Genomic DNA, 22,975 nt, shown 5'->3' with positions numbered 1-22,975 from the left:
TCAGGCCCCCTTGGTCCCGAGGTCGGCGGCCCACGGCGAGTAGCGGTAGCAACCACTGGCCGGTACGCCGGTCACCTTCGACGACAGCGCCACGGTGCTCGGGCTGTCCACGACCGGGATCCACGGCATCGCCTCGGCCCACTTCTTGGCCAGCTCGATCGCGATCCCGGCCCGCTCGGTGTCGTCCAGCGCGCCGCGGCCCCGGTTCACCAGCGCGTCGTAGGCCGGGTCCTTGAGCAGCCACTGCACGGTCGAATTGCTGGCGCCGTTCTTGTAGAAGCCGACCGGGTCGTTCTTGGAGACGAAGTAGTCGTCGGTGAGGATGTCGACGCTCTTGCGCACGGTCTCGTCGTACGGGTCGTACTGCGCGGTCGGGATCTGGGTGATCGTTGCCTTCAGCCCGATCTTCTGGGCGGCGTCGACGAACGCGTTGGCGATCACGTTGCGGACCGGCGAACCGTCGCTGGCGATGATCAGCGGCTGGGTCTGACCGACCTCCTGGACGAGCTTCTTGGCCGCGTCCAGATCAGCCTGCTCGGGCTTCGCCGGGAGGCCCGGCAGGGCGTCGTACGCCGCCTTGAACTTGTCCTTCTCGTAGCCCCAGGCACCGGAACCGACCGGCTCCTTCCACGGCTGACCGAGTCCGGAGAACGCGGCCTTCGCGACGCCGGCACGGTCGATCGACATCGCCAGCGCCTTGCGCAGCCGGACGTCCTTCAGGCCGCCGCGGTCGGTGATCATCAGGCTCCAGACCCGGGTGTCCGGGCCCTGGCTGACCGTCGTCGTACCGCCACCGGCGAGCTGCGTCGCCGACGACAGGTTCTCCAGGTACGAGCCGGTCGCCTCGCCGGTCTTCAGGGAGTTGACGATCACGTCGTCGCTGCCCCACTTGAAGGTGATCTCGTCGGTCTTCGCGGCCTTCGGCTTGTTCCAGTAGTTCGGTGCCTTGGTCAACGTGATCGACTTGCCGGACTGCCACTCCTTCAACTGGAACGGACCCGTGCAGGCGTCGGTGCCGGTCGGCGTACCGAACTTCTTGCCCTGGGCCTCGACACCCTTGCGGCTCAGGACGACGCCCGCGTCACCGGCGATCGCCTCGACGAAGACGGCGTCGGACTGCTTGAACTTGACCGTCACCTCGTTCGGCCCGGTCTTGGTCACGCCGGTCACGTTCACGTACTCGTCGGACTCGGCGGCGCCGTCGGCGCGGTGCCGGTCCAGGCTCCACAGCACGTCGTCGGCGGTCAACGGGGTGCCGTCGTGGAACGTGACGCCCTGGCGGATCGTGAAGACCAGCGTGGTCTTGTCCTTCCAGGCGTACTTCTCGGCCAGGCCCGGCTTGAGCGTCAGGTCCGCCTGCAGCTGCAGCAGCCGGTCGCAGACGTTGGCCATGATCAGGTCGCTCTGCGAGTTCGCCGCGTCGTTGTCCAGGTCGAGCGAGCGCGGCTCCTTCGCCATGAACCAGATCGCCTTGTCGAGCTGACCGGCGGCGGCCGGAGTGCTGTTGACCAGCTTGATCTGGTCCAGGGCCGGGGACTGCGCGGGGCTGCTGCCGTCACCGCACCCGGCGGCGACGAGCACACCGGCCGCGGCCAGCGCCGTACCGGTGGTGAACCTCTTCCAAGAGGAGGCGGACATGGGTGCTCCTAGTCGTAAAGATTGAAGGGCACGAGCTCGTAGTCGTGCTCGCACGGAGTGCCTGCTGCGACGCGGTAGTCGCCGGTGGTGAGATCGACCAGGCTGGACAGCACGGTCGACCATTGGCTCAGCGCGCCGAGCCGGTCGTCGGGATGGGCGCAGAGCGAGTCGGGCTGCCCCAGGTGGTCCGACATCGCCGTACGGACTGCTTTCGGTACGTCGCTGGTGGTGGCCGCCTCTTTCAGGCCTCTCCGGGCCTGCGGCACCCGGAGCAGGGAGTTGGGTGACATCGGGCGGTGCTGTGCGGCCAGCTGCGGCGGCACGAACGCCTGGTAGTGGTTGCCGTGGACAAGCAAGCCGTCGACCGGGTACTCCCAGCCGTGGGCGCCCGGCGTGGTCTCGAGGTCGATGCAGAAGCCGGATCGGTCGGTCAGCAGGGCGTTGCTCGCGATGTGCGCTCTGGTGCGGATCAGCACCTGGAGGGCGTCGGAGATCGTCGTGGAGTCGAGAACGAGGCGGCGGATCACCGTCTGCGGGACGCCGACAGTGTCGTCGAAACGGCCGCCGAGGCCGTTCGCGTTCAGCGCGAACCCGTTGCTGCTGGCACCGTGCCGGCCGATCTGGCCGGCCTCGGTCTGGATGATCACGGTCGGCTTCGGGGGCTGGACGATCTTGAGGACGACGACGGTGTCCCTGACGGCGTGGCGCCAGTCCCAGTTCTGGCCGGCGTAGACGTGGGCGTCGGAGGTCGCTTCGCCGGTGAGTGCGAAGGAGGTGCAGCCGTCGGTGCTGTCTTCGTCTGGGCGGCTTGCTTTTCGGTACGCCGCTGCGTCGTACACGATCTCGCCGCGGCAGTTGAGCACGACGACCTCGCGGACCGTCGTACCGGCACCGGCGGCGATGCCCCGCATCTCCTCGTACAGTTCGGGGAAGTCGGAGGCGATCAGTCGTTCCCACGGCGCGGACAGGGCCTGGATCTCGGTCCAGGTCCGGCCGAGCTGGCTTTCGAACGCGGCCGCGTAGTACGCGATCGACGCTCCGACCAGGTCGGCAGCTGCGCGACCGTACTGCAGTCCGCGATCATAGGCCGACGGACTCGACACCTCGATGATCCTCATCAGGACGGAACTCCTTGTGGGGACTTACCATTGCATTACAGGGGGGCCGTCTTTTGAACGGTTTGTTACACGCTCGATGGGATCGGATGATACACAGATGACCGATGAGGTAACAGGGGCTACAGCGAAGAATCCCGCGATCGCGGAGCTGCGAGCGCGGATCCGTGACCACTGGGACGAGTTCACCCCCGCCGCGCAGGCGGTCTGCCGGTCACTGTCCGAGATCTCCCCCGAGCGGCTGCTCTACCTGTCGGCGGCCGATCTGGGCGTCGAGAGCCGGACCAGCAACGCGACCGTGATCCGGACGCTGCAGGCGCTCGGGTACAAGGGCCTGGCCGAACTGAAGGACCAGGTCGCCATGCCGTTCGGCACCGCGCACCGCGAGCAGCGGCTGCGGGACCGGATCACCTCGACCGGCGGCGACCCCAAGCACGTCTGGGACAAGGTGATCACCGAGGCGCTCGAGCGGATCGAGTTCCTCAACGAGGGCTTCCCGCTGGACGCGTACACCGAGGCGGTGCGCCTGCTGCTCGACGCGCGCGAGATCGTCTCGTACGGCTTCGGCGCGAACTACGTCGCCGCGGAGCACCTGACCCTGAAGCTCCGCCGCCTGGGCCGCCCGGCCCGCGCGATCACCACCTCAGGCTTCCGCCTGGCCGACGACCTGCTCGGCATCCAGCAGGGCGACGTCGTCCTGGTCATCGCCCCCGGCCGCCTGATCCTCGACGCCGAGGCCGTCATCGCCCGCGCCCGCGCGGTCGGCGCGCACATCATCCTGCTCAGCGAGCAGAAGGTCGCCGAACGCCTGGCCGGCGACGTTACCGTCGCCATGCACGTCCCGAACACGGTCACCGGCATCACCGCCGAGGTCCTCACCTCGATCGTCGTCACCGACGCGCTGGCCCAGGCGGTCGCTGCGGCGGACACGGAACACACGCTGGAGTCGGCCCACACGCTGGCCACGATCCGCCAGCAACTGGGCTTCTGAGCGCACACCCCGGCCCGGGCAAGGAGCTGCCGCTTCCAGCCGTGCACCAGCCACTACGCCTGACGTTCCATCCCACGGCGGAGTGGTCAGGCAGTACAACGACCGGCAGGTGCCCCGGGGGCTGCCGCATCCAGCCCTGCACCAGCCACCACGCCCGACGTTCCATCCCACGGTTGGGGTTGGGGCAGACGATGGTCGGCAGGTGCGCCCCGCCCCCGCGGGAACGCTTCGTCGGGGCGCCGCGCGCCTCACGGCCCGGCGCACTGCGGCTAGCCGCCGCACACCCTGCCTAGGCCGCCGCACTGCCGGGGCGGAAACCTGCCCGGGCGGCTCAAGTCCTTCGCGCTCGGCCAGTGCGACCTCGGCCCAGGCAACCTCATCGGCCGCCTGCCCGCCGACGTACGGCAACCGATTCGTCCGACCGAGCGCGCCCCGAACCGCGCGTACGTCGGTAACATCCGCTCCATGATCTTCATCACCGCGAAGTTCCGTGTGCTGCCCGAAGATGCCGGCAACTGGCCGAGCATCACCGCCGACTTCACCACGGCGACCCGCAACGAACCAGGCTGCCTGTGGTTCGACTGGTCCCGCTCGGTCGACGACCCCACCGAGTACGTCCTCGTCGAAGCCTTCGCCGACGACGACGCCGCCTCGGCCCACGTCACCTCCGACCACTTCAAGGCCGCCCAGACGAGCCTCCCGCCGCACCTCGTCGAGACCCCCCGCATCGTCAACTTCAAGCTCGACCAGAACAACTGGTCCGAACTCGGCGAACTAGCCGTCAACCGCTGACCCGTCCCCCAGCCGCTCCATCCCCGCGACGATGGAGGGCTGGCCCCGGACGAAGCACGAGGCCCCGAAGGTGTGCTTCGGTGGCTCCCGGACGCCGGTGCGGCGGCCGGGCGCGACCATGCCTACCACCGATTCGTCACTGTGCGCGACGGTTCGGCGGACCCGATCCGCGAACCTTGTCGGTTTCGTTACTCGGCGACGACGACCGTGTTCTGCGCGGCCGCGATCCGCCAGACGCCGTCGTCCTTGGCGAGGAAGTACACCGGGCTGCCGTGGTCGAGCACCTTGTCGCCGTCGCGCCGCAGGTAGGTCTGGTTGACGTTGAGCACGGCGATGTCCGGCCGGACGAAGAGCAGATGATCGGCCTCGTACGTCGCGTAGGTCTCGGCGGTCGCGCCGGGCAGGACCTTGCGGGTGAACTCGCCGATCGTGTCCCGTCCGTACAGCCGCTTGCCGTGCCCGGTCACCCAGAGCCCGTCCTCGCGGAAGACCCCGAGGAACGCGTCGGCGTCCTCGGTGCGTTGCGCGCGGTCGACCGTGGTCAGCAGCGCGAGGATCTGGGCGACGTCGTCCTGGCCCGGGATCGTTCCGATGATGTCCATGGCAACGATCCTCGGAGTTGAAGTCCCCTTGAGGTCAACTCCGGCTTTCGATCTCGTACTGGATCCGCAGGTCCTCGAACTCCCCCGGCCGCCCGGGCCGCAGCTCGACCCGCCGGTCGCCGACGACCGGCGCCACGCGCCGTACGATCTCGTCGGCCTTCTCCGCCGACGTGTAGAGCTTGAGCACCAGTACGTCGTCAGCGTCGTCGTCGCCCACCGTGAACCCCCACGGCACCTCGCACGGCCCGTCGTGCTCCTCCACCGGGCAGATCGTCCGCGCCACCGGCTCCTGCCACTCGAGCCCCGCACCGTGGATCCATACCTCGTAACCAGCAACCATGGCCCCGACCGTAGTCGGCGGTAGTTGCCCAACGCATCGGGATAATCCCGTTGACTCCCCTGACCCGATCGGGTGGGATCCCCTGATGAGCCCCCGACTCGTCGTTCTCTGCGGTACGTCGTACTCCGGCAAGAGCTCCTTCGCCGCGGCCCTTGCCGAGCACCTCGGCGCCCAGGTCGTCAGCCTCGACGAGATCAACGAACGCCGCGGCCTGTGGGGCGGCGACGGCATCCCGCTCGAGGAGTGGCAGGCGACCCACACGATCGCCACCACGGAAGTCCGCGACCGCCTGACCGCGCCCCCGACGCCCGACCGGGATGCTGTGTCGAGCCCGCCGGTCCTCGCAGCACCGACCGTGATCCTCGACGACACCAGCTCACCCCGGTTCCTCCGCGACGGCTGGCGAGCCCTCGCCGCGGAGCTGGGCGCCGAGTTCCACCTCATCCACCTCGACGTCGACCACGCAACCATCCACCAACGCCGCACCGCCAACCAGGCAAACCCCGACCGCCGCCACGTCTCCGACGCCGTACTGGCTCACCACCTGGCCGACTTCGAACCCCCCGAACCCGACGAACACCCCATCCGAGTCCGCCCCGACGACCCACTGCCCGACCTCTGAACGCCGCCGCGCCGATCGCTCCCCCAGCGACCGGCGCGTTGTCGTGTCAGCGGCGGCGGCCCCACTTGGTGGACGAGCCGATGCCGGCCAGGTGGAGGGCGATGCAGAGCAGGCCTGCCATGAGCAGGGTCTGCGGGGTGAAGGCGTCACTGACGGTGGCGTTGGCCCAGTCCAGAATGAGGGCCAGGCCGAAGATCACTGCGGCGATGATCGCGAACATCTAGTGCTCCTTAGCGGATACCAGCAGGCGGAAGGCGCTCATCTAACTCCCGAGCTGACGGCCGCACAAGAGCAGGGACCGTTAAGCCGCCGAAGACCTGAAGGACGGTTGAACTGGCTCGGCGAAGCGGCGTACGGGTCCGCCTTCGAGCGACAACCTCAGGTGGGCTCGAAGGGTGGGAGGTCGAGTACTGGGAGCAGGGCGGCCGGTGGGAAATCGGGCCAGTGGGTTGGGGCCGACTGGTTGGGATTGCGGAGGTGGCGGTCGATGAAGGCTTGGGTGTTGCGGAGGACCTTGACGGCGGTGAGGGTGTCGATCGCGCCGGCTTGGAGGGCGTCGCCTAGTTCGTCGAGGTCGAGGAGGTCGTAGCGGATGGCCTGGGGTGAGATGAGGAGGTCGACGTACAGGTCGTGGACGATCAGGCGGTTCGGGTGTTGCTCCTCGAGGTCGATCAGGTCGATGTACCAGCCGCCTTCGTAGGTGCCGGTGAAGGTGTTGGGCTTGGTGAGTTGGACGCCTTCGTCGGGGAGGACGAAGCAGCGGTCGGTGGTGGGGCGGCCGGGGGCTTGCCACTGCGGGAGGATCGGTACGTCGTACGCGATGACGTTGCCGGGTGTGCGGACGCCGGGGCACCACTGGTTGGTGCGGTGGAGGACTGTGACCTCTTCGAGGATCACGGGTGCGAGAGTCGCAGGATGAAGTAGTCGGCGTCGGGGGCGGCGGGGTGGCCGGATTCGTCTTCGATGGCGGTGACGCGCAGGCCGGTTTGGTCGCAGAGGGTGCGGGCTGTGGACTGGGTCTGCCAGTGGATGACCCAGTCGCGGTCGGCGGACTCGGCAGGGCCGGCTGGGGTGTGGCGTTCGTAGCGGACTGTTGTGGTTCGGGTCCGGTGGAGCTCGTCGTAGGTTTCCGAGAGTGGCGTGTAGGTGAGGGTTGCGCCCTCGTCGTCGATCGCCTGGCGTTGGACGCCCAGCTCGGACGGTGGGGTGGGCTCGGGGATCCAGAGGGGGATCAAGGCCTGGCCGTCGGGAGTGAGGTGGTCTCGGATGGACCGGAGGGCTTGCTGGGCGGTGTCGTCGTCGGGGAGCAGGTTGAAGGTGGGGCCGGCCAAGTAGATCGAGCGGTAGCGGCGGGGCAGGCTCAGGGCTTCCATGCGCTGGTGGTGCAGGGTGACCTGCAGGCCGAGAGCCGCCGCGTTGGCCTGGCAGCGGGTGAGCATGTCCTCGGACGAGTCGACGCCTTCGACGTCCAGACCTGCCTGGCGCAGCGACAGCATCGGTTCGCCGTCTCCGCAGCCGATCTCGAGGGCCGGTTCGCCGGCCGCGGTGACGAAGTCGGCGTACGGCGCTGGGTCGAAGCTCGACGACTTCAGCTTGGCGTAGGCGTCGACGACGATTCCTGTGTAGAACTCTGCGGCATCCATGTGCTCCGGAGCCTAGGGCTCCCCCACAGCCGGCGGCCAGCGGGTTTTCTCGCGTCAGAGACCGGCTCTGACCGAGGCCGCTGTGGCGGGCGGGGTTCCCAGGTCCTCGACCGGTACGTCGGTAGCAGGCTGGGTGGTGAGGGTTGCGCGGTCGACGCGGTCGAGCCGGAACCAGCGGATGGCTTCGCGGGTCCGGCAGTAGGCGATCAGGAACCAGTGACCGTCCCTGAAGGCGAGCAACTGCGGGTCGACCCGGCGCGATGTCGGTTCACCGAGCTGGTTGCGATAGCGCAGGGAGAGCACCTTGCGTTCCTGGAGGGCGCGTTCGACGGCTGTGCGGTGACGTGGGGCCGCCGGCTCGGTGGTGGTGTGGTTGATCCAGATGCGTTCGGTCAGGGCGTCCGTCTGCTGGCGAGCGTGCGGGTCCATCACGCCCAGGACCTTCACCAAGGCCGCGCGGGCTTGCTGGTCGAACGGCTGGCCGCGGTGGGCGGCGATCGCCGCGGCGAGGGCGGAGGCTTCGGCGGCGGTGAAATTCACCGGCGGCAGCGTGGCGGCGGGATCGACGACGTACCCGCCGATCCGGCCCGTGCGGGACCAGATCGGGAACCCGGCCTGTTGCAGGGCGGAGATGTCGCGCTTGACCGTACGAACGCTGATCTCGAACGCCGTCGCGAGCTGCTCGGCGGTGCGGCCTCGCGGGCCGGCGCGGCGGAGGTCTTCCCGGATCGCGTACAGCCGGTCGGTGCGATTCATGGCTGAACAGTGCCATAAGGGTGACATCTGTTGCCTGGAGAATCTGGGGTATGAATCAGGAACCCCTGCTGTTGGTGAGCGGTGCCGGACTTCCGAGCTGGATCTGGGATCAAGTGCGCAAGGAACTGGCCCCATCACACCCGACCGTGGTCGCCGAGCGGCCGCGTGATGCCGGCGCTTCGCTGAGCCAGTACGCCGCTGCCGCGCTGGCCTCGGCACCCTGGGAGCGGTTCGCGGTCGTCGCGCACTCCAGCGGCGGGACGGTCGCGGCGGAGATGATTGCTCTCGCACCTGACCGGGTGACCGCGCTGCTTGCGGTCTCGGCCGTCGTACCGGAACCCGGGCACAGCTTCATCACCTCGATGCCGTTCCCGCAGCGACTCGTCCTGAGCTTGGCGATGCGCCTGGCCGGAACTCGTCCGCCCGACGCGGCGATCCGGCGCGGCGTGGCCGGCCGGGTCGACCAGGAGACCGCCGACCGGATCGTGGCCGACTTCATCCCCGAGTCGCCCGGCCTCTACCGGAACAAGCCACAGGGTCGCGCTGTCCCCGAACGCCGGGGCTACCTCTCGACCAGCCAGGACGCGGAGCTTCCGATCACGCTGCAACGCCGCTTCGCCCTGAACCTCGGTACGCCGTGCAACGAGTCCCTTGCCACCGGCCACCTACCGATGCTCGAAGCGCCCGAGGCGCTCGCTCAGCAGATCGAGAGCTTCCTGGCCGGCTAGGACGTCACCCGAGGTCGGGCATCGACCCGAAACGGCGAACCTCCTGGGGCCAGCCGCAGCCTTCCGCCACCTTGCCCGCCCACACCTTCGCGGCCTCGTCGTCGGCGACGTCCACCACACAGAACCCGCCGAGGAACTCCTTGGTCTCGACGTACGGTCCGTCGGTGATGAGCGTCTCGCCGGAGGTCGCGTCGGCGCTGTAGATCGGACCGTCCTCCTCGAGTCCTCCGGCGAACAGGTAGACGCCGGCCTCCTTCATGTCGTCCACGACCGCCTTGGCGAGCGGCCCGCGGCTGCGGAACCACTCCTCGGTGTGGTCGCCAACCCACTGCTGGTTGAAGTAGATGAGGTACTCGGGCATGCCGGCTCCTTCGGCTCGAGCGGACCCGCTGTCCGCCGCTACCTACGCTACGAACGGCCCCCGGCGATTCCGACAGGCGACCCGCGGGGATCTTCCCGGAACACGACGAAGGCCCGGACCTGTTGGTCCGGGCCTTCTGTGGTAGCGGGGGCAGGATTTGAACCTGCGACCTCTGGGTTATGAGCCCAGCGAGCTACCGAGCTGCTCCACCCCGCGCCGCTTTCTTACCTTCGTAAGTCTAGATCATGGCCCCTGAGCGTCCAAATCGGGTCCCCCGAAGGCGAAGGCCCGGACCTGATGGTCCGGGCCGATCACCACTCCAGATCACTGATCTTGACTCAGGATTCCTGTTCTAGACCGTAGCCTTACCCGTAGATTTCAAGTCGGTGTTGTGGCGCTCTCGATAGGCTGCGGTCACCGCCCTGATGTCGGTCTTGTCGGTATAGCTGGTCTCGTTCGTCTCGACGTCGTGTCCGAACTGAGCGGCGCGGTCGGCCTGCGAGACGCCGGCCTCCTTCAGGCGCATGTTAAGGGTCGTCCGCCACAGGTGGGTCCGCTGAAAGTCCATATGGACAGCCCGGGCCTTCTTGGCCACCTTCATGTACAGCTCCGCCAAGATCTGGCTGGCACCGCCGTTGCCTGTCTTGCCCCATTGCTTTAGAGGATCGGACGGAGCGCCGACAACGAACTCGTCATCACGCCGAGCACGCGCACGACGCTCCTCGAGACGCGTCTGTACGCGACTATCAAGCACCGCGGGTTGACGCGCGATACCGGTCTTTGCCACATCCTTGGACACGTTCACACGCATGACACCGTCTTCGTCGTAGAAGACGTCAGTCCACCGCAGCGCCAGCGCCTCCTTGAGCCGTAGACCAGTCCCGATCTGCAGAAGCGTCAGGTCGATGGCACACTGCTGCTTGGCTCTCCTGGTCTCATACGACCAACGCCCTCGCTGCTTTTGCGGAATCCCCTCGCCAGGGTCCAACTCGAGGAGATACACGAGGACCCGTTCCTGCTCAGCCTCGCTCAGGGCCACCCCACCGCGCTTGGGCCCTGTCAATTGCGGAGCGTGTATCCGCAGATTCAGGCTCATCCCCTCGATCGGATCATGAGTCAGTAGCCTGTGCCGCCGGAGCGGCTGGGCGACGTACTTTGCATGGAAGTGCTGCGCCTGTCGCCCGGTCTCGTGGCCATGCTCGGCGGCGATGCGCTGGATAGCCGTGACCAGAACGTCAGGCACCTCGGCTGTAGCGATGGCGTGGCCGGCCAGCTGCTCACGGAGCAGCTTGAGGAGCCGCTGATACTTGCGCCTCGAGTCGGGACGCAAACGCGCGTTCAGGATCTCCTGCGATGAAACCTCGTCGAGGTAGCGCTCAATTGGATCAGTCGGCGTCCATTGACTTCCGCCACCTTCGCTGGCGAGCAGTCTCTTGGCAGTCGCCTTGGCCTTGCGTCGAACCTCAGTGGCCGTACGGCCTTGGGTGCGCTTGTTCTCCAGCAGACGCCCGCTGAGGAGTCGAATGGACCAGTCCAAGACGATTACCTGTTGCCCCTTGAGAACCCGTTCGGTCGGCGTATTTCGGTCGATCGAGTGCTCACCCGGCTCAAGACGGGTCGTTGCGGCCCGACGCCGCGGCTTGCTTGTCATGGGCCATCACCGTGGCAGCGCTCAGCAGTCTCAAGGCCTTGAGGGTACGCACCCAACACCTCGACACGGCAGAAGACTCTGCCGTGTCGGACGCTCGCAAGGTTGCCCCCTCCGCGCCATCGGTCGAGTACGTGGGCAGCGTCAACCCGTTGAAGCGTCAACAACTCTTTGAATGGCAGACCAGCGCCCATCAGCAAGTGCATGAGGTCGACAGCCCACCGCTGTGTGTCAGTCCTGGACTTATACGTCGAGCGGCCATGCTGCTTCTGCTGAGTCCCCCTACCAGGGATCTGCAAGAGCAGGCGCATGAGAAACCGCTGCTGCTCGGTCTCTCTCAATTGGGCGGGCTTGGGCCTGAACATGGTCGCCTGAAATGCGTCTGCCTGCGGGTCCACGATGGGCCGACTGCGGATCATCGCGCGCTTCGTGCAAGAAGTCGGATCGAGGAATGCGGCTCGGTCGTTCGGTTCAGGACAGGTCGTGGCAGCCCCAGGAGAAGGCAGTTGTGTCACTGGCTGCCACCATGCTGATCGATCTCATGATCGCGAAGGTAAGCATCTAGGGCCTCGACGCGGTAGTAGATCTTCCGGCCAATACGGCCAAACGGCGGGCCTTCACCGCGGTGACGCCACTGAGCCAGTGTTCCTTCTGTCGAGTCGATGTACGCCGCGGCGTTCTTCGGTGACAGTGCCCCACGTCGATTCATAGTCGGTTCCAAGGATGTCGACATCGTATGGCTCCTCTTCCGCCCGGCGGAGAGGTGTCTCGATCTGCTCGCAGCAGGACACCTCGCCGGCGCCTCAAACGCACCGCCTGCTTGGCGGACGCCCAGTTGTCCAACCGCTGCCCCACCAACCTCGAACGAGCTGAGGGCAACAGTGGCCAACTCGACCGCAGTCGACTGCGGCTGTCATAGATAATACGGATAGATCATTCGGAGTCAATCCCAATGATCATCTAATGATCTATCGACAGAGGCGAGGTCTGAACTCGCTCACCGTCTGAAGACGCTGCTCGGCATACCCGGACATGCAGTGGCTCGTGGCCTCGACATCGAGCCAAGCTGGCTCCAAACAGTCTTGGCTCCAGCGGAGCCACGGCCGCCCGGATACGTAGATTCCGAGCAGCCACCGATGGGCGCACGAGGGGCTGCACCGTGTCTCTACAGCGTGCGTAGCCGGTCTCTGGGGCGTACTCACAGGGACAACGAAACCTCCTGGACTATCCCGGGTTCTTATCTGGTCGCAACGACGGCGTTCCCCCGTCTCAAAGCAGCGCTCAGCGCCGTATGGTCTAGCGACCAGGTCCGACTCAGGGCTGATGACTGTCAGATCTAGCCCGTCCCCGAACACAGTCGAAACCATGAGGGCCCTCTGATGCACAGGCGGTGGTCGCCTTCGGGTCTCGACGCAAAACGGGTTCCGAGCAGCCTTATTTCTGCTCGGGCCTGGGTAACGCGTGCTCGCGGTATGTGAGGGCGCTTTTGACCTGCCGCCGGGCAGGCTTTGGCGGCGTCGATGATGGCGAGGTGCGACATACTCGCCCCATGACGCTCGTGGAGTGGACCCGCCTCGAACCTGGCCAAGTAGAAGCCGTGGTCGCGATGTTGATCAACCGGGAGCACCCAACGTCTGTGCGCATAACGCCCTCGCGCGGAGACGGTGGCGTCGACATCCTGGACCGTGGACAGGGCTCAACCGGCGGCGATGTCGTCTACCAGGTCAAGAGCTACACCGAGGGTCTGATCCAGCGACAGAAGGACAACATCGAGGATTCCCTCACCACGCTCGGAACCGACGAGCGATGGGCCGGCCTCACTGTTGAGGAGTGGCGACTGGTCACGCCGTGGGACCCCTCGCCCGAGGCCGAGAACTGGCTATACGACCTCGGCCAGGCCGCCGGTCTAACGACCGTGTGGCACGGCCTGGACCATGTGGAGCAGCTCGCTGCCAAGTACGGCGACGTCATCGACTACTACCTGCGCGGCGGCCAAGCGCGCATCGCTGCCGCGCAGGCCGAGGTTCTCTCGCTTGTGGGCCTCGAGCGCGTCAATGACCAGCTTACGGTTGAGGAGGTGGCACAGCGCATCCAGCAGGCTCTCGGTGTCCTCGACCACGACCCGCATTACCGGTTCGAGTTTCGCTTCGGTCAAGGCCCATTCCCGGCGCCCAGCGAGCGGCCGGGGCTCGTCATGCACAGCCTTCGAGGAGACCAGGCCGCCGACCGATGGGTCACGATCGACATCATCGCGCGATGCGCAGCCTCAGCCGATGTCCACCCCATAACCATCAACGGCACCATCAACATTGAACGCGGCACATCGCTGGCCGAGCAGTGGGAGGCCTTTGTGACCTATGGAGCCCCGGTCACCCTTCCCGCTGGCTCATTCGCCGGTGAAGTGAACGCGCCGGCGGGGCTGGGCGGGTCGCTCGACGGCGCCGTCCTTCGAACCGGTCCCGCCGCGCACGCCGAACTCGGCGACAACCCCGAGATGTACCTCGAAGTACTGGACCCCGAAGGGCACGTGCTCGCCTCCGCCGACATGGAACGGGTCGAGCGAAGCCAGGGCATCGGCGGCGGTATTCGCGCTGTGCTCCGCGAGACCCACGGCATTTTCACGATTGAGGACCGCTACAACCTCGCGGAGACAAGCACCTCTCGCAACCTCAGCGTCAGCGACATCACCGGCCTTCCCGTCAGGACCGCCCGAGCTGGCGTCGAGGTCGTTTTCCACCTCCACGCGCCCAACCAGCTCCGCATCAGCACCCGGCACACGCCGCCGGAGCGCGGAATTATTGACACCAATGTCGGGTTCGAGTGGGAAGCCGAACGGTCCGCCAACCTCGGAGCGATGCTCCGCATCCTCGAAACACTCTGCGAGATCCAGGCTGGCACTGACACGCTCCTGCGGGCGCCAGACTTCACCCGCGCGAACAGTTTCAGAACTGGCGAGTCGCCGCCGCCCTACTGCGTGGCGAAGAGGTCAGGGGCCTATACCCGGTGGGACACGGCCTGACCATCGACCTTGCCACCGAGGTCACACCAGGCGAAGACGGCCTCGGCATCTCGCTCCCGCACACGGTCCAGATCGACGACCAGATCATCAACCTCGGCCGCTACGAACTCTGGCTCGCGAATCCGACACTGGTCGATCGCCGAGAAAGTCCGGAGGGCGGCGTGGCGCACACGTTTACTACTGCCGATCGCTCCTTCATCTGGCGCCGCCACGACCCAACAGACGATTAGCCTTGGCGATGCCGTTGTTGCACCCGCAGGCCTCGACGAGCCAGAGGGCCGTGGTTATCCGCTCGTCGGCAGATCCGCTGCGGCCGGCTTCCCCATGTCGTTGCCAGACATCCCGCCCGCCGCACATCAGCTGACGGAATTGTGCAGCCAATCCATTAGCGGATCACAGGAGGCCAATCAGGACTTGCCGCAGGCCCAGCCCGTCTCTCGAAATACACGGCGCAACAACCTCGGAATAGACTCCACCAACGCGCAACAGCGCAATGTGTCCTGGCCCTGCGGCCGGGCCTTATTCGTCGCGGACCGGGGTTGCACCCGCGGCACCCGATCCGGGCCGGCCGCCTAGCTCGTTCGTTCCACTGACGCTCTGGATCAGTCGGGTGAGGCGGCCGATCTCCTGGCGCGTCTGCTCCCACTGGTGGTGCGCCGCGGCGAGATCCGCTAGGTATTGCTGCTTGAGCGCCTCGTTCTCTTCGGCACTCTGGTCGGCGAGGAGTGCAGCGAGCGGGACACCGAGGACCCTTGCCATCGCAACGGCCTCATCGAGCTGTATGGCGCGGGTCTGCTGCTCGATGCGCGTCACGGCGGATGGATCGATATTGGTCCCCAGCACCTCAGCCATCCCCTTGGCGAGCTTCGCCTGGCTCATGCCCTGCCTTTCTCGCTCGATCCGGAGACGGCGGGCGAAGGCATCGGAGGGCAAGGAGGACATAGGAGGCTTCCGGGTTCTGTCGGGGCGCTGCATGGGGTTGGCAGTACGCACCGTACCGAATGAGGCTGGCCGCATCTACAGCCCCCGCGCGTCGACCTCCGGCCCGATTCGGGTCGTATCCGTGCCAAAACCTGCGATCTAGTCCACGGATAGCCGGCACCCAGCCCCGGTGAAACTTCCACAACCTTTACGAAGCGACCGCCAGGCCTCCGATCCAGCAGCAGCAAGGTCGCCGCCAGGCAGGCGCCCACCCGGAGCCGTCCTCTTTGTCCGGGTATCGCAGTTGTCACGACTCATGTTTCAATAGTCATTCGATAGATCAGTCGATACGCTGTCGATTCAAGTCGAACCGTGCACACGGCTCTGGCGACTGGTCGATACATGAGGGGAAGAAGATGAATTGGATCTGCGAGACAGCCGTCCTTGCGCTCACTGGAGCCCAGGGATCCCTGCCTGATGCGGCCTGGGACGTCAAGTCGTTCCTGGAGAACGCCAGGACCTACATCCAGACGGTCGGTGGCCTGCTGCTGATGTTGCTCGGCGCAGCCGGCCTGATCTGGGGCGGTGTTCGGCTGATCCAGAAGCTGATGGGCGGTCAGCAGCACGGCCAGAGTGAGGGTTGGGGGCGAATCGCCGCCCTCATCCTTATCGGCGGTGCACTGGGAACCGGCGGCTGGACGCTCATCAGCGCGGTGGGTTCCGGTGGTCAGACCACGATCGAGGATCTCGGCGGCGGAACGATCGTCGTCGCACCCGGACCACTCGAAGGGCGGTAGCTAGTCCGCCGGCTCCACCCCCACTCGAACGGACGACGCACAGGACAGACATGGGCATCCAAGACAGGCTCGCGAGGTTCGGCAAGGTCTTCAGGCTCGACTCGCACCACACCATCGAGCGCTTCGGCCTCTTCTTCGGCGCACTCACCTTTGCTGGTGCGCTCATACTCATCGCGTCGGGTTTCTCGGCGCTCATGGCGGGTCGTGACACGCTCGCCGAGACCGCGTTGTGGACCCCGAAGTTCACGACGTCGAAGACCCAGCTCAGTGGTGTCGTGGACGGTGTCTACACGAACGAGCTCAAGAGCAGAGTGCTCGTGATGATGCACTTCGATGACCGGGCGAAGATCTCGTACGACGCTTCCGACTACCGGGCTTTCCTGCTCGGATCGGACGACAACCTGAAGTCCGAGAGACTGGGAACGCCTGGCGTCACTGGGTCCTTCTACGTCTTTGGTGCGACCGGGTACGTCGGTGTCGTTCTCGAGGCCAAGCAGCCGTTCGCGCCGCAGGTGCTCAATCTCACCGTCCGGGCAAACGCGGAACTGTCGTTCAGCAACTCGCCGACCGGCCGCGCGAACACCGAGGACTCAGTTGGTGATGAGTCGTTCGCGAAGTACGACCAGTGGCGCGTGTTCCTCAACCCGGGAGCGTCGCGTACCACGGCCATCGCTGCGCTGGAATCTGCGACGTTCGATCCGGCCAGCGCCTATTACGAGGTCGTTCTCAAGGCGCAGGAGGATGCGGCTCGGTCCGAGCTCGACGACAAGCTTGGCGAGATGCGCACGAACCTCACGCAGATCAGCTCGTATAGCAGGGATCTGGCCACCACGAAGGTTGACGGCCTCTTCCTGCGCCCGCCAGCCGTTCCGGCGATCATCGCCGGGGATCACGTCATCGGAGAGACAAAGGCAGAGTCCAAGAGTGGCGCTGCGACGCTCGCACTGAACACGAACCAGGTCGTGCCGGGTGGATTTCAGTTCGATTGGCGCTCGGGCAACATCGGCGACGGCTACCTCAATCAGCTCATGCCGAAGGGCCAGAGCTACGTCGAGTTCCTCCAGAACAAGGCCACGGAGACCTCGGGCACGAGCAGCACCTCCAGCGGGATCGGGAACATTGCCTGGATCTTGTCGAACGGGAAGAACCTCGCCGCCGACTACCGGACCTCGGACGTGACCTTGCGTCCTCTGACGACAGTGATGAACAACCTGTCCCAGGCCTACCAGGACTACTACACCAACAAGTCCACGTACCAGTCCGACCTCCTGCTTGACCTGCTCAAGCTCGAGGTGGACCTGCGCGACGTGCGTTCCAACAGCACGACCAACACCGGCGAGGCCTTTCTCGTCACCTACGACTGACCGCTCCGACTGCGCCGGACGACGGGGTGCTCGATCACTCGGACGATGTGGCGTCTCGTCGAGACAAGGAAGAGGGAGACATGGGGGACGACGTTTCGAGAGTCCCGGAAACCAAGGAGCACACTACGAGCGCGGCAGGACAGCACCAGGCGGACTTACGCGACGCACGGAAACGCGATGACGCTGCGACGCCGGCGGACGGCACAGGGAACACCGGACCCATTGGTGACGTGCCGGTCGACAGCCGTATTCCTGCCGCAAGCAAGTCCAGGGACAGCAAGAGCGTCGCGGCGGGAGCTGCAGCTGAGACCGCCGTTGACGGCGCCGTCGGCGAGCGACTTTCTACCAGTAAGAAGCGATTCCTGACTGCTGCGGCCCGTGGCGCCGCCGAAGGTGCAGTGCAGGGTGGCGCCGCAGCTGCGGGCACCGGGGCTGCGAAGGAAGCCGGTCTCGAGGCCGTGCGACATTCCCGGGAGCGGGAGGGCCCGGCCGTCGAACCAAGCATCAGTGACCGAGCCGGCGACGACCAGTCACATCCCTCGGCACCACCGCCCGGTGAGGCGAGGTCCGGAGAGGACCTCGGAGCAGGCGGAACGAGCTATGAGCGCGACCAGCTCGCCGCCGATGCCCTCGCGGGCGGAGCCAGACCTGGTGCGGGTGGACCCCCGACGGCCAGTCGCACCAAGGGCGCTGCCCTGGCCGGAGCCGCGTCCGCCACGCCCCCAGCTGCACTGCTCGCATTGCTCACTCTGTTTCTGAACTGGCTCAAGTCGTTCTTCTTCGCCATGCTCGCGCAGGCACTGTCGTTCCTGCAGTTGATGCTGCAGTGGATGATCAGCGCGGGCACAGCGGTATGGAACGTCGCCACGAAGCCGTTCTTGGCGGCCGGCGCCACAGTGGCCAAGGTTGTCGCTGCACTCTCCGGCGGAGCAGCGATCTCAACGACTGTCGCGGCGGCGGGCGTCGCAGCTGTGTCCGGGGTCAGTGTGCTCGCACTGATCGGCGGCCTCCTCGGCATCCTCAGCACGACCTTGACCGTGCACGACGGCACCCCCGCCGCGGACTGCAACCAGTCCGGCAGCAGCACGCTCCCGGTCGGCGACAGCGGGCGCGTCGATGCGAATGCCGACAAGAACGCTCGAGCCGTGTACTCGGTATTGAAGACCTGGGGCATGCCCGACGAGAACATCGCCGGCATCCTCGGCAACTGGACCCAGGAGTCCGGGATCGATCCGACCAGCGTGCAGAACTTCCCAACCGGGACGTACGTCATGACCGACAAGAAGAAGAGCGCTGCACAGAACACCAGTAACGGCATCGGTCTTGGCCAGTGGACCTTCGGCCGCAACACCCTGCTGCGCAACTACGCGACCGCTAAGGGCGCCGACTGGTGGGATCTCGGACTGCAGCTGCGTTTCATGGCCGACCCGAACGGCGGCGACAACCCTGGAGACGTCCAGGTCTTCAAGGGCATGCTCGTCACCTCCCAGGGCAGTCCGGCACGGGCGGCGGTCTACTTCCACGAGAACTGGGAACGGTCGGCCGACGGTTCTGCCGGGATCGTGGCTCGCAGCGCGAAGGCCGAGATGTGGTTCGCGAAGATGAGCGGCTGGACAGTTGACAAAGGGCTGGTCCGCCAGATCGTCGGCGACTTCCTCGATGGCGGAAGCCAGATCATCGATCTCCTCAAACCCGCAACGTGCGCCAGCGGGAACAACACCGGAGCTGTCTCGCCGAAGAGCGGCGGCATGTCCCAGGACGAGGCACAGGCGCTCGTCGATCTCTTCAACCAGGAGGGCGACAAGTTTCTCGACAGCAGGTACGGCGATCAAGGCGGTCCCGGATCGTGTGGCAGTAATCACGCCATGAACTGCACGAGCTTCAGCACGTACTTCGTGAACAAATACACGTCGTTCCAGGCCTACCCCGCAGGCGACGGCATCCGGACGGCGTACACGATCGCGGAACAGACCGGCAAGAAGATGCAGTCGACGCCCGTCCCGTACTCGGTCGGCTCCGGCCCGGCCTCGACCTCATGGGGTCACACGCTCGTGGTGCTCGGCGTCGAAGGCGACAAGGTTATCCTCGGCGAGGCGGGATATTGCGCCTACATGGGCAGGGTTCGCGTCGACAGCGCCGCAGCAATGGCGGCCGAGGGCTGGATGTTCGTGGACGTGTCGGACCTAATGCTTCCAGCCGACCAGGTCAAGAAGTCATGACGCCGAGGGAAGAGTCAGAAAGTCTCGAACAGGCCGAGATGATCGGCGAACCGAGCGACCCTCGGGCAGCCACCACCGACGCCGCCCCGGACAAGCCCTCCGTACCGAAGGTCGAGCACCGCAAACTGACCGGGCCCGAACTCGAGGCGCGGTTCTCCACCTGGGCGACCCGTCGACACGAACGCTTGGCCGAGCGGGCCGCCGCACGTACGCCCGAGATCCGGGCACAGACAGCCCGGCGAGGCATCGCTGTGACGCTGGGGCTGGTCCTGGCGGCCACCGCAGTGCTCAGCGCGGTCTCCAGCACTGCCTACGAAGACCAGACTGCGGCAAACGCGTCGCGGATCGCTTCGCTCCAGAGCCAGGTGCCTAGCCCGGAGACCACACCAGCCTCAACGGCCGAGCCCGTCGGCGCCAAGGCGCTCGCGGCTCTGAGCGTGCGAGCCGCACAGATCGCGCGGGAGGTGGCCGAGAAGCAGCAGCGGTACGCCGCTCTCTTCCACGCAGTCAACGATGCGCCGAGTGCCGGCAACGGTAGTCCGAACGAGGCAACGCTCAAGACCGTCAGTCACCGTAGGGCGTTGGCACCGTACTGGGACGCAGAGTCCTTTGTCGTCGAGGACTCCCTGGCCTACACCTTCACGACGACGCCGTACTTTGACCGGGACGACATGGACCCGCGCTTTCCTTGGTACATCCGCTACGACGGGCTTAAGGCCTCAGATCCACGCTCGTACAGCTGGAGAGTCGAGTCGGTGATGCCGACTATCGACGCACCGTCAACGGCACGCGTCGTGTGGGTCAGCAGGGATGTGCACGGCACGGTGCTCGCCTGGGCCAGCGCCACCTACACCGACTCAACGCGGAGATTCAGCCGCCTCGAACTCGTCGTCACGGCCGCCGGGCAAAAGCACCAGTACGAGACGGATACCGCGAAGGCCGACAAGATGCCGCGGCTCAGCGAGGGCACGGAGCAGACGCCATGACGAGGAGAGACATGACTGGATTCTGGGCAAGGAACAGCTGGGTCCTCCTGCTCGGAATCCTCGTGGCCGCCGGGGTGGTTGCGGCCGGCACGAGCGCCGCGACCCGGTCGACCGCTCTGGCAGCACAGAAGTCTCAGATCAGGTCCCTCGAAGACTCGCACTCCCACGAAACTCAGAGGAAGGCCGACATCTCAGAGAAGAACGGCCTTGAAGGACTCGGCCTCAGCGCATCCCGAATCAAGGCCGACTCAGCAACGATCGCCCAGTTGCTCACCATGGCATTCACCTGGGACTCCGGCCTGGCGTACGAGACCGCCCGCGAATCACTCCAAGACCGCTTCGACCTGTCTGACAAGAGCGCCTTCTTACAGACCTTCATGCCTCCGTCGCGGTTCAACCACGACGCCAATGGTAAGCGGTACTACTACATCGACGCGGTAGGTCTGAACTCGGCGCTCGGTCGCAACATCGACACCGAGGTCGTCGCAGTGACCGGCACGCGGTATCGCTACGCGGTCATGGCCGACGTCGTGGTCAGCGCTGACGGACCAGCACAGACAGATAGTCAGGGAACAGCACTCCCGCCATCCACGGCGACCCGGCGAATACTCCTCTACATCACACTCGACGCTCGCGGGACTATCTCGGACCTGGTCGGCGTCCCTCCATCCGGCCCAGCCCGGACCTCACGTTGATCCACTCTCTATCTGAATGCTCTTTCGACTCATCTATTGATAGCTTTGAACCGATCTTTGATTGATCCGCCGGCGCGTCCCACCGGTCACGTACCGGAGCGCTCTTGAATCGGCAACCACGAACCCAGACGAAGGACCGGACAGATGGCCACAATGACCGACGGCAAGAGGCCGGCTATGAAGACCGCAGAGCGCGCGGGCAGCACGCGCGCCCGGACAGGTGCCGTTGCGCGGATCCCGTTCGCAGCACGATGGGCGCGAGTCAAGATGGTCACGCCGGTCCTGGTGTGGGCGGTCGCGATCCGGCTGGCCACGATCCTCGTTGACTACCTGCTCGTCGTGACGACAGCGCTGAGTGTCATCCCGATGCTCGGGGCGTACCTGCACCGACAGTCGGGCGCGTCATTGGGCGAGCCGACAGCGAGCGGCGCGGTCGCACTGTGGCTTGTGCCGTTCCTGTTCGTTGTCGCCTTGCTCGCCGTCGCGCAGATCGCCTTCATGCGTTGGCTATGGCGGACCGGATCTGCCCGGATCGCGGGGATCAAGCGCGCCCGGCTCCACGACCAGAGACAAGACCTGGGCAAGGGCGGCCGCTGACATGAAGATCGCGGGAATTCCCATGAATGACATCTGGGCACACCGGGTGCTGCGCGAGCGGGGCGTGGAGACCGCACACACCGAGAACGGCAGCGCGGACATTGTGGTGCTGGTCGAGTCGATAGCACTGGGGCACCACGACGCCGGGCAGAACTACCGTCCGTACCTCCACCTGAACGGCGAGTTGCGCTCGGTGCGCCCACACCAGCGGTTGCCCTACGGTGTCGACGAGGTCACCTTTCCTGCCGGCGGTGGCGAGACTGTCGACGTCTTCTACGAGTTCGACGACGAACAGCTCGCACAGCTGACCCGGAAGGGGTACTTCTCCCCCGCGTTCACCCTGCCCAAGCAGGTGACGGGTATCGAATGGGAACTGCCGGCCACGATTGACGCGCTCGTGCTCGCCCCGGAGGGCGACCCGGTGACCTCGGCGTCGGACGCGCCTGACGTGCCCGTGGTGTTCGTCCGCGTCCACGACCTCGGCAGTCTCGACGTCGACCTTGAATCGTCGGGTTACGACCTCGCCGAGTACTTCGCCGACCGCAGCTCGGAGGCCGGGCAAACACCAAGGCAGCGTTCCGCCGATGAGGTAGGTATGCGCGCCCGTTCGGACGCGATCATCCCTCTGTTCGACGAGGCCGACCTCGAGCGGGCGCAGACGAACAGGGCTAGGTGGGTTCCTGCGACGGAGAGCGACGCCGCCAAGGGTGCTGTTGCCGCACGGATGGAGGCAGTCGCCACCGCGCTGAACGCCGAGGAGGAGCAATTGCGCCTCCAACGCGAGGCGCAAGCCGGCACTTCCGAGAACATCTACCGTTCCCGCGTCGCCGGCGCCCTGGCGGACCCGCCCACTGCGGCAGAGGCCACCGAGATCCTCACGCCTGTCAAGGAACCCGGAGTTCTGGACCTGAGGGGGGACGAGGCCAATCAGCTGGGCGTCGCACCGGTGCGTAGCGAACGTCCGGCTGACACGGTGCGGCTGAACGAACTCAAGCACGAGGTGACGCTGCGCGCGGCTGATCTGGACCTCGGCGACTCAGAGCAAGCTGCAGAGCAGCAGCTCTGACCCAAAGGCCGACCCACGGCTCCGGCACGCGACCAATTCCGCTGCTGTGACCGCGGTCATGGAACACCAGGAGAC

25 protein-coding genes and 1 tRNA gene are annotated in these 22,975 nt (G+C 66.1%); 13 read left to right on the top strand and 13 right to left on the bottom strand.

All coding sequences use genetic code 11. The features are described 5' to 3' along the window. Both ACLQ2O_RS15790 and ACLQ2O_RS15785 read right to left on the bottom strand, forming a co-directional pair. Complete coding sequence (locus ACLQ2O_RS15790; protein ID WP_425831827.1) at nucleotides 1-1,638, bottom strand: ABC transporter substrate-binding protein; 1,638 nt, start codon at nucleotides 1,636-1,638, stop codon at nucleotides 1-3. A gap of 8 nt (nucleotides 1,639-1,646) precedes the next feature. After that, nucleotides 1,647-2,756, bottom strand: a complete 1,110-nt coding sequence (locus ACLQ2O_RS15785; protein WP_425831825.1) for a C45 family autoproteolytic acyltransferase/hydolase — start codon at nucleotides 2,754-2,756, stop codon at nucleotides 1,647-1,649. A 97-nt stretch (nucleotides 2,757-2,853) separates the two neighbouring features. On the opposite strand from ACLQ2O_RS15785, the gene ACLQ2O_RS15780 reads away from it, so the two are divergent. Together ACLQ2O_RS15780 and ACLQ2O_RS15775 are read left to right on the top strand one after the other, a co-directional pair. After that, nucleotides 2,854-3,744 carry a MurR/RpiR family transcriptional regulator gene (locus ACLQ2O_RS15780; RefSeq protein WP_425831823.1) on the top strand — a complete coding sequence of 297 codons (891 nt, stop codon included), beginning with the start codon at nucleotides 2,854-2,856 and terminating at the stop codon, nucleotides 3,742-3,744. 465 nt (nucleotides 3,745-4,209) lie between these two features. Beyond that, nucleotides 4,210-4,536: a putative quinol monooxygenase gene (locus ACLQ2O_RS15775; protein ID WP_425831821.1), complete on the top strand. Its 327-nt coding sequence runs from the start codon at nucleotides 4,210-4,212 to the stop codon at nucleotides 4,534-4,536. A gap of 188 nt (nucleotides 4,537-4,724) precedes the next feature. On the opposite strand, the gene ACLQ2O_RS15770 is transcribed toward ACLQ2O_RS15775, so the two are convergent. After that, the gene (locus ACLQ2O_RS15770) at nucleotides 4,725-5,138 is read right to left on the bottom strand and encodes an SgcJ/EcaC family oxidoreductase (RefSeq protein WP_425831819.1); all 414 of its coding nucleotides are present in this window, start codon (nucleotides 5,136-5,138) and stop codon (nucleotides 4,725-4,727) included. 34 nt (nucleotides 5,139-5,172) lie between these two features. Beyond that, a complete protein-coding gene (locus tag ACLQ2O_RS15765) occupies nucleotides 5,173-5,478 on the bottom strand; it encodes a hypothetical protein (protein WP_425831817.1) in 306 nt (101 codons plus the stop codon). Between the two features lie 85 nt (nucleotides 5,479-5,563). On the opposite strand from ACLQ2O_RS15765, the gene ACLQ2O_RS15760 reads away from it, so the two are divergent. Beyond that, nucleotides 5,564-6,100, top strand: a complete 537-nt coding sequence (locus ACLQ2O_RS15760; protein ID WP_425831815.1) for an AAA family ATPase — start codon at nucleotides 5,564-5,566, stop codon at nucleotides 6,098-6,100. A 46-nt stretch (nucleotides 6,101-6,146) separates the two neighbouring features. Here ACLQ2O_RS15760 and ACLQ2O_RS15755 read toward each other — a convergent pair whose 3' ends face one another. The 4 genes from ACLQ2O_RS15755 to ACLQ2O_RS15740 all read right to left on the bottom strand — a co-directional run bounded on the left by ACLQ2O_RS15755 (nucleotide 6,147) and on the right by ACLQ2O_RS15740 (nucleotide 8,499). Beyond that, nucleotides 6,147-6,320, bottom strand: a complete 174-nt coding sequence (locus tag ACLQ2O_RS15755) for a hypothetical protein (RefSeq protein ID WP_425831813.1) — start codon at nucleotides 6,318-6,320, stop codon at nucleotides 6,147-6,149. 158 nt (nucleotides 6,321-6,478) lie between these two features. After that, nucleotides 6,479-6,997, bottom strand: a complete 519-nt coding sequence (locus ACLQ2O_RS15750) for a DUF402 domain-containing protein (protein ID WP_425831811.1) — start codon at nucleotides 6,995-6,997, stop codon at nucleotides 6,479-6,481. Beyond that, nucleotides 6,994-7,743: a class I SAM-dependent methyltransferase gene (locus ACLQ2O_RS15745; RefSeq protein ID WP_425831809.1), complete on the bottom strand. Its 750-nt coding sequence runs from the start codon at nucleotides 7,741-7,743 to the stop codon at nucleotides 6,994-6,996. The genes ACLQ2O_RS15750 and ACLQ2O_RS15745 overlap by 4 nt, the downstream gene beginning before the upstream one ends. Before the next feature lie 54 nt (nucleotides 7,744-7,797). Beyond that, nucleotides 7,798-8,499, bottom strand: a complete 702-nt coding sequence (locus ACLQ2O_RS15740) for a helix-turn-helix transcriptional regulator (RefSeq protein WP_425831807.1) — start codon at nucleotides 8,497-8,499, stop codon at nucleotides 7,798-7,800. A 50-nt stretch (nucleotides 8,500-8,549) separates the two neighbouring features. Here ACLQ2O_RS15740 and ACLQ2O_RS15735 point away from each other — a divergent pair, with 50 nt between their 5' ends. Beyond that, nucleotides 8,550-9,227, top strand: coding sequence for an alpha/beta fold hydrolase (locus tag ACLQ2O_RS15735; RefSeq protein ID WP_425831805.1), 678 nt, complete (start codon nucleotides 8,550-8,552; stop codon nucleotides 9,225-9,227). 4 nt (nucleotides 9,228-9,231) lie between these two features. Here the strand turns inward: ACLQ2O_RS15735 and ACLQ2O_RS15730 are convergent, their stop codons facing one another. The 4 genes from ACLQ2O_RS15730 to ACLQ2O_RS15715 all read right to left on the bottom strand — a co-directional run bounded on the left by ACLQ2O_RS15730 (nucleotide 9,232) and on the right by ACLQ2O_RS15715 (nucleotide 11,945). Further along, a complete protein-coding gene (locus tag ACLQ2O_RS15730) occupies nucleotides 9,232-9,588 on the bottom strand; it encodes a YciI family protein (protein ID WP_425831803.1) in 357 nt (118 codons plus the stop codon). 139 nt (nucleotides 9,589-9,727) lie between these two features. Continuing rightward, nucleotides 9,728-9,804: transfer RNA gene (locus ACLQ2O_RS15725), tRNA-Met, on the bottom strand. Between the two features lie 136 nt (nucleotides 9,805-9,940). After that, complete coding sequence (locus ACLQ2O_RS15720; RefSeq protein WP_425831801.1) at nucleotides 9,941-11,239, bottom strand: hypothetical protein; 1,299 nt, start codon at nucleotides 11,237-11,239, stop codon at nucleotides 9,941-9,943. Nucleotides 11,240-11,747: 508 nt separating this feature from the next. After that, on the bottom strand, nucleotides 11,748-11,945 hold the full coding sequence (locus ACLQ2O_RS15715) for a helix-turn-helix domain-containing protein (protein WP_425832622.1): 198 nt from the start codon (nucleotides 11,943-11,945) through the stop codon (nucleotides 11,748-11,750). A gap of 840 nt (nucleotides 11,946-12,785) precedes the next feature. Between ACLQ2O_RS15715 and ACLQ2O_RS15710 the strand changes: the two genes are divergently transcribed. Further along, complete coding sequence (locus ACLQ2O_RS15710; protein ID WP_425831799.1) at nucleotides 12,786-14,255, top strand: hypothetical protein; 1,470 nt, start codon at nucleotides 12,786-12,788, stop codon at nucleotides 14,253-14,255. Further along, nucleotides 14,240-14,485: a hypothetical protein gene (locus ACLQ2O_RS15705; RefSeq protein WP_425831797.1), complete on the top strand. Its 246-nt coding sequence runs from the start codon at nucleotides 14,240-14,242 to the stop codon at nucleotides 14,483-14,485. Before ACLQ2O_RS15710 ends, ACLQ2O_RS15705 begins: the two co-directional genes overlap by 16 nt. Before the next feature lie 289 nt (nucleotides 14,486-14,774). Here ACLQ2O_RS15705 and ACLQ2O_RS15700 read toward each other — a convergent pair whose 3' ends face one another. After that, complete coding sequence (locus tag ACLQ2O_RS15700) at nucleotides 14,775-15,197, bottom strand: helix-turn-helix domain-containing protein (protein WP_425831795.1); 423 nt, start codon at nucleotides 15,195-15,197, stop codon at nucleotides 14,775-14,777. A gap of 395 nt (nucleotides 15,198-15,592) precedes the next feature. Between ACLQ2O_RS15700 and ACLQ2O_RS15695 the strand changes: the two genes are divergently transcribed. From ACLQ2O_RS15695 to ACLQ2O_RS15665, 7 genes are all read left to right on the top strand, one after another. Next, nucleotides 15,593-15,973, top strand: coding sequence for a hypothetical protein (locus ACLQ2O_RS15695; RefSeq protein WP_425831793.1), 381 nt, complete (start codon nucleotides 15,593-15,595; stop codon nucleotides 15,971-15,973). 320 nt (nucleotides 15,974-16,293) lie between these two features. Next, entirely contained in the window at nucleotides 16,294-17,337 is a 1,044-nt protein-coding gene (locus tag ACLQ2O_RS15690) for a hypothetical protein (protein WP_425832620.1), read from the top strand. A 230-nt stretch (nucleotides 17,338-17,567) separates the two neighbouring features. Next, nucleotides 17,568-19,556, top strand: a complete 1,989-nt coding sequence (locus ACLQ2O_RS15685; protein WP_425831791.1) for a phage tail tip lysozyme — start codon at nucleotides 17,568-17,570, stop codon at nucleotides 19,554-19,556. After that, complete coding sequence (locus ACLQ2O_RS15680) at nucleotides 19,553-20,542, top strand: hypothetical protein (RefSeq protein WP_425831789.1); 990 nt, start codon at nucleotides 19,553-19,555, stop codon at nucleotides 20,540-20,542. Before ACLQ2O_RS15685 ends, ACLQ2O_RS15680 begins: the two co-directional genes overlap by 4 nt. Nucleotides 20,543-20,553: 11 nt before the next feature. Then, nucleotides 20,554-21,237 carry a hypothetical protein gene (locus ACLQ2O_RS15675; protein ID WP_425831787.1) on the top strand — a complete coding sequence of 228 codons (684 nt, stop codon included), beginning with the start codon at nucleotides 20,554-20,556 and terminating at the stop codon, nucleotides 21,235-21,237. A 153-nt stretch (nucleotides 21,238-21,390) separates the two neighbouring features. Further along, nucleotides 21,391-21,834 (top strand): hypothetical protein, encoded by a 444-nt coding sequence (locus tag ACLQ2O_RS15670; protein WP_425831785.1) that lies wholly within the window; start codon nucleotides 21,391-21,393, stop codon nucleotides 21,832-21,834. Between the two features lies 1 nt (nucleotide 21,835). Continuing rightward, nucleotides 21,836-22,900, top strand: a complete 1,065-nt coding sequence (locus tag ACLQ2O_RS15665; RefSeq protein ID WP_425831783.1) for a hypothetical protein — start codon at nucleotides 21,836-21,838, stop codon at nucleotides 22,898-22,900. Nucleotides 22,901-22,975: the final 75 nt, after the last annotated feature.

Origin of the sequence: Kribbella sp. DT2 (genome assembly GCF_049844575.1) — a bacterium.
Lineage (GTDB): Bacteria > Actinomycetota > Actinomycetes > Propionibacteriales > Kribbellaceae > Kribbella.
This window is presented reverse-complemented; position numbering and strand designations above follow the sequence as displayed.

Excerpts from the sequence above, each read along its gene's own strand:
- ACLQ2O_RS15790 (WP_425831827.1), bottom strand. The coding sequence starts at position 1,638 with ATGTCCGCCTCCTCTTGGAAGAGGTTCACCACCGGTACGGCGCTGGCC.
- ACLQ2O_RS15785 (WP_425831825.1), bottom strand. The coding sequence starts at position 2,756 with ATGAGGATCATCGAGGTGTCGAGTCCGTCGGCCTATGATCGCGGACTG.
- ACLQ2O_RS15780 (WP_425831823.1), top strand. The coding sequence starts at position 2,854 with ATGACCGATGAGGTAACAGGGGCTACAGCGAAGAATCCCGCGATCGCG.
- ACLQ2O_RS15775 (WP_425831821.1), top strand. The coding sequence starts at position 4,210 with ATGATCTTCATCACCGCGAAGTTCCGTGTGCTGCCCGAAGATGCCGGC.
- ACLQ2O_RS15770 (WP_425831819.1), bottom strand. The coding sequence starts at position 5,138 with ATGGACATCATCGGAACGATCCCGGGCCAGGACGACGTCGCCCAGATC.
- ACLQ2O_RS15765 (WP_425831817.1), bottom strand. The coding sequence starts at position 5,478 with ATGGTTGCTGGTTACGAGGTATGGATCCACGGTGCGGGGCTCGAGTGG.
- ACLQ2O_RS15760 (WP_425831815.1), top strand. The coding sequence starts at position 5,564 with ATGAGCCCCCGACTCGTCGTTCTCTGCGGTACGTCGTACTCCGGCAAG.
- ACLQ2O_RS15755 (WP_425831813.1), bottom strand. The coding sequence starts at position 6,320 with ATGTTCGCGATCATCGCCGCAGTGATCTTCGGCCTGGCCCTCATTCTG.
- ACLQ2O_RS15745 (WP_425831809.1), bottom strand. The coding sequence starts at position 7,743 with ATGGATGCCGCAGAGTTCTACACAGGAATCGTCGTCGACGCCTACGCC.
- ACLQ2O_RS15740 (WP_425831807.1), bottom strand. The coding sequence starts at position 8,499 with ATGAATCGCACCGACCGGCTGTACGCGATCCGGGAAGACCTCCGCCGC.
- ACLQ2O_RS15735 (WP_425831805.1), top strand. The coding sequence starts at position 8,550 with ATGAATCAGGAACCCCTGCTGTTGGTGAGCGGTGCCGGACTTCCGAGC.
- ACLQ2O_RS15730 (WP_425831803.1), bottom strand. The coding sequence starts at position 9,588 with ATGCCCGAGTACCTCATCTACTTCAACCAGCAGTGGGTTGGCGACCAC.
- ACLQ2O_RS15720 (WP_425831801.1), bottom strand. The coding sequence starts at position 11,239 with ATGACAAGCAAGCCGCGGCGTCGGGCCGCAACGACCCGTCTTGAGCCG.
- ACLQ2O_RS15715 (WP_425832622.1), bottom strand. The coding sequence starts at position 11,945 with ATGAATCGACGTGGGGCACTGTCACCGAAGAACGCCGCGGCGTACATC.
- ACLQ2O_RS15710 (WP_425831799.1), top strand. The coding sequence starts at position 12,786 with ATGACGCTCGTGGAGTGGACCCGCCTCGAACCTGGCCAAGTAGAAGCC.
- ACLQ2O_RS15700 (WP_425831795.1), bottom strand. The coding sequence starts at position 15,197 with ATGTCCTCCTTGCCCTCCGATGCCTTCGCCCGCCGTCTCCGGATCGAG.
- ACLQ2O_RS15695 (WP_425831793.1), top strand. The coding sequence starts at position 15,593 with ATGAATTGGATCTGCGAGACAGCCGTCCTTGCGCTCACTGGAGCCCAG.
- ACLQ2O_RS15690 (WP_425832620.1), top strand. The coding sequence starts at position 16,294 with ATGATGCACTTCGATGACCGGGCGAAGATCTCGTACGACGCTTCCGAC.
- ACLQ2O_RS15680 (WP_425831789.1), top strand. The coding sequence starts at position 19,553 with ATGACGCCGAGGGAAGAGTCAGAAAGTCTCGAACAGGCCGAGATGATC.
- ACLQ2O_RS15675 (WP_425831787.1), top strand. The coding sequence starts at position 20,554 with ATGACTGGATTCTGGGCAAGGAACAGCTGGGTCCTCCTGCTCGGAATC.
- ACLQ2O_RS15670 (WP_425831785.1), top strand. The coding sequence starts at position 21,391 with ATGACCGACGGCAAGAGGCCGGCTATGAAGACCGCAGAGCGCGCGGGC.
- ACLQ2O_RS15665 (WP_425831783.1), top strand. The coding sequence starts at position 21,836 with ATGAAGATCGCGGGAATTCCCATGAATGACATCTGGGCACACCGGGTG.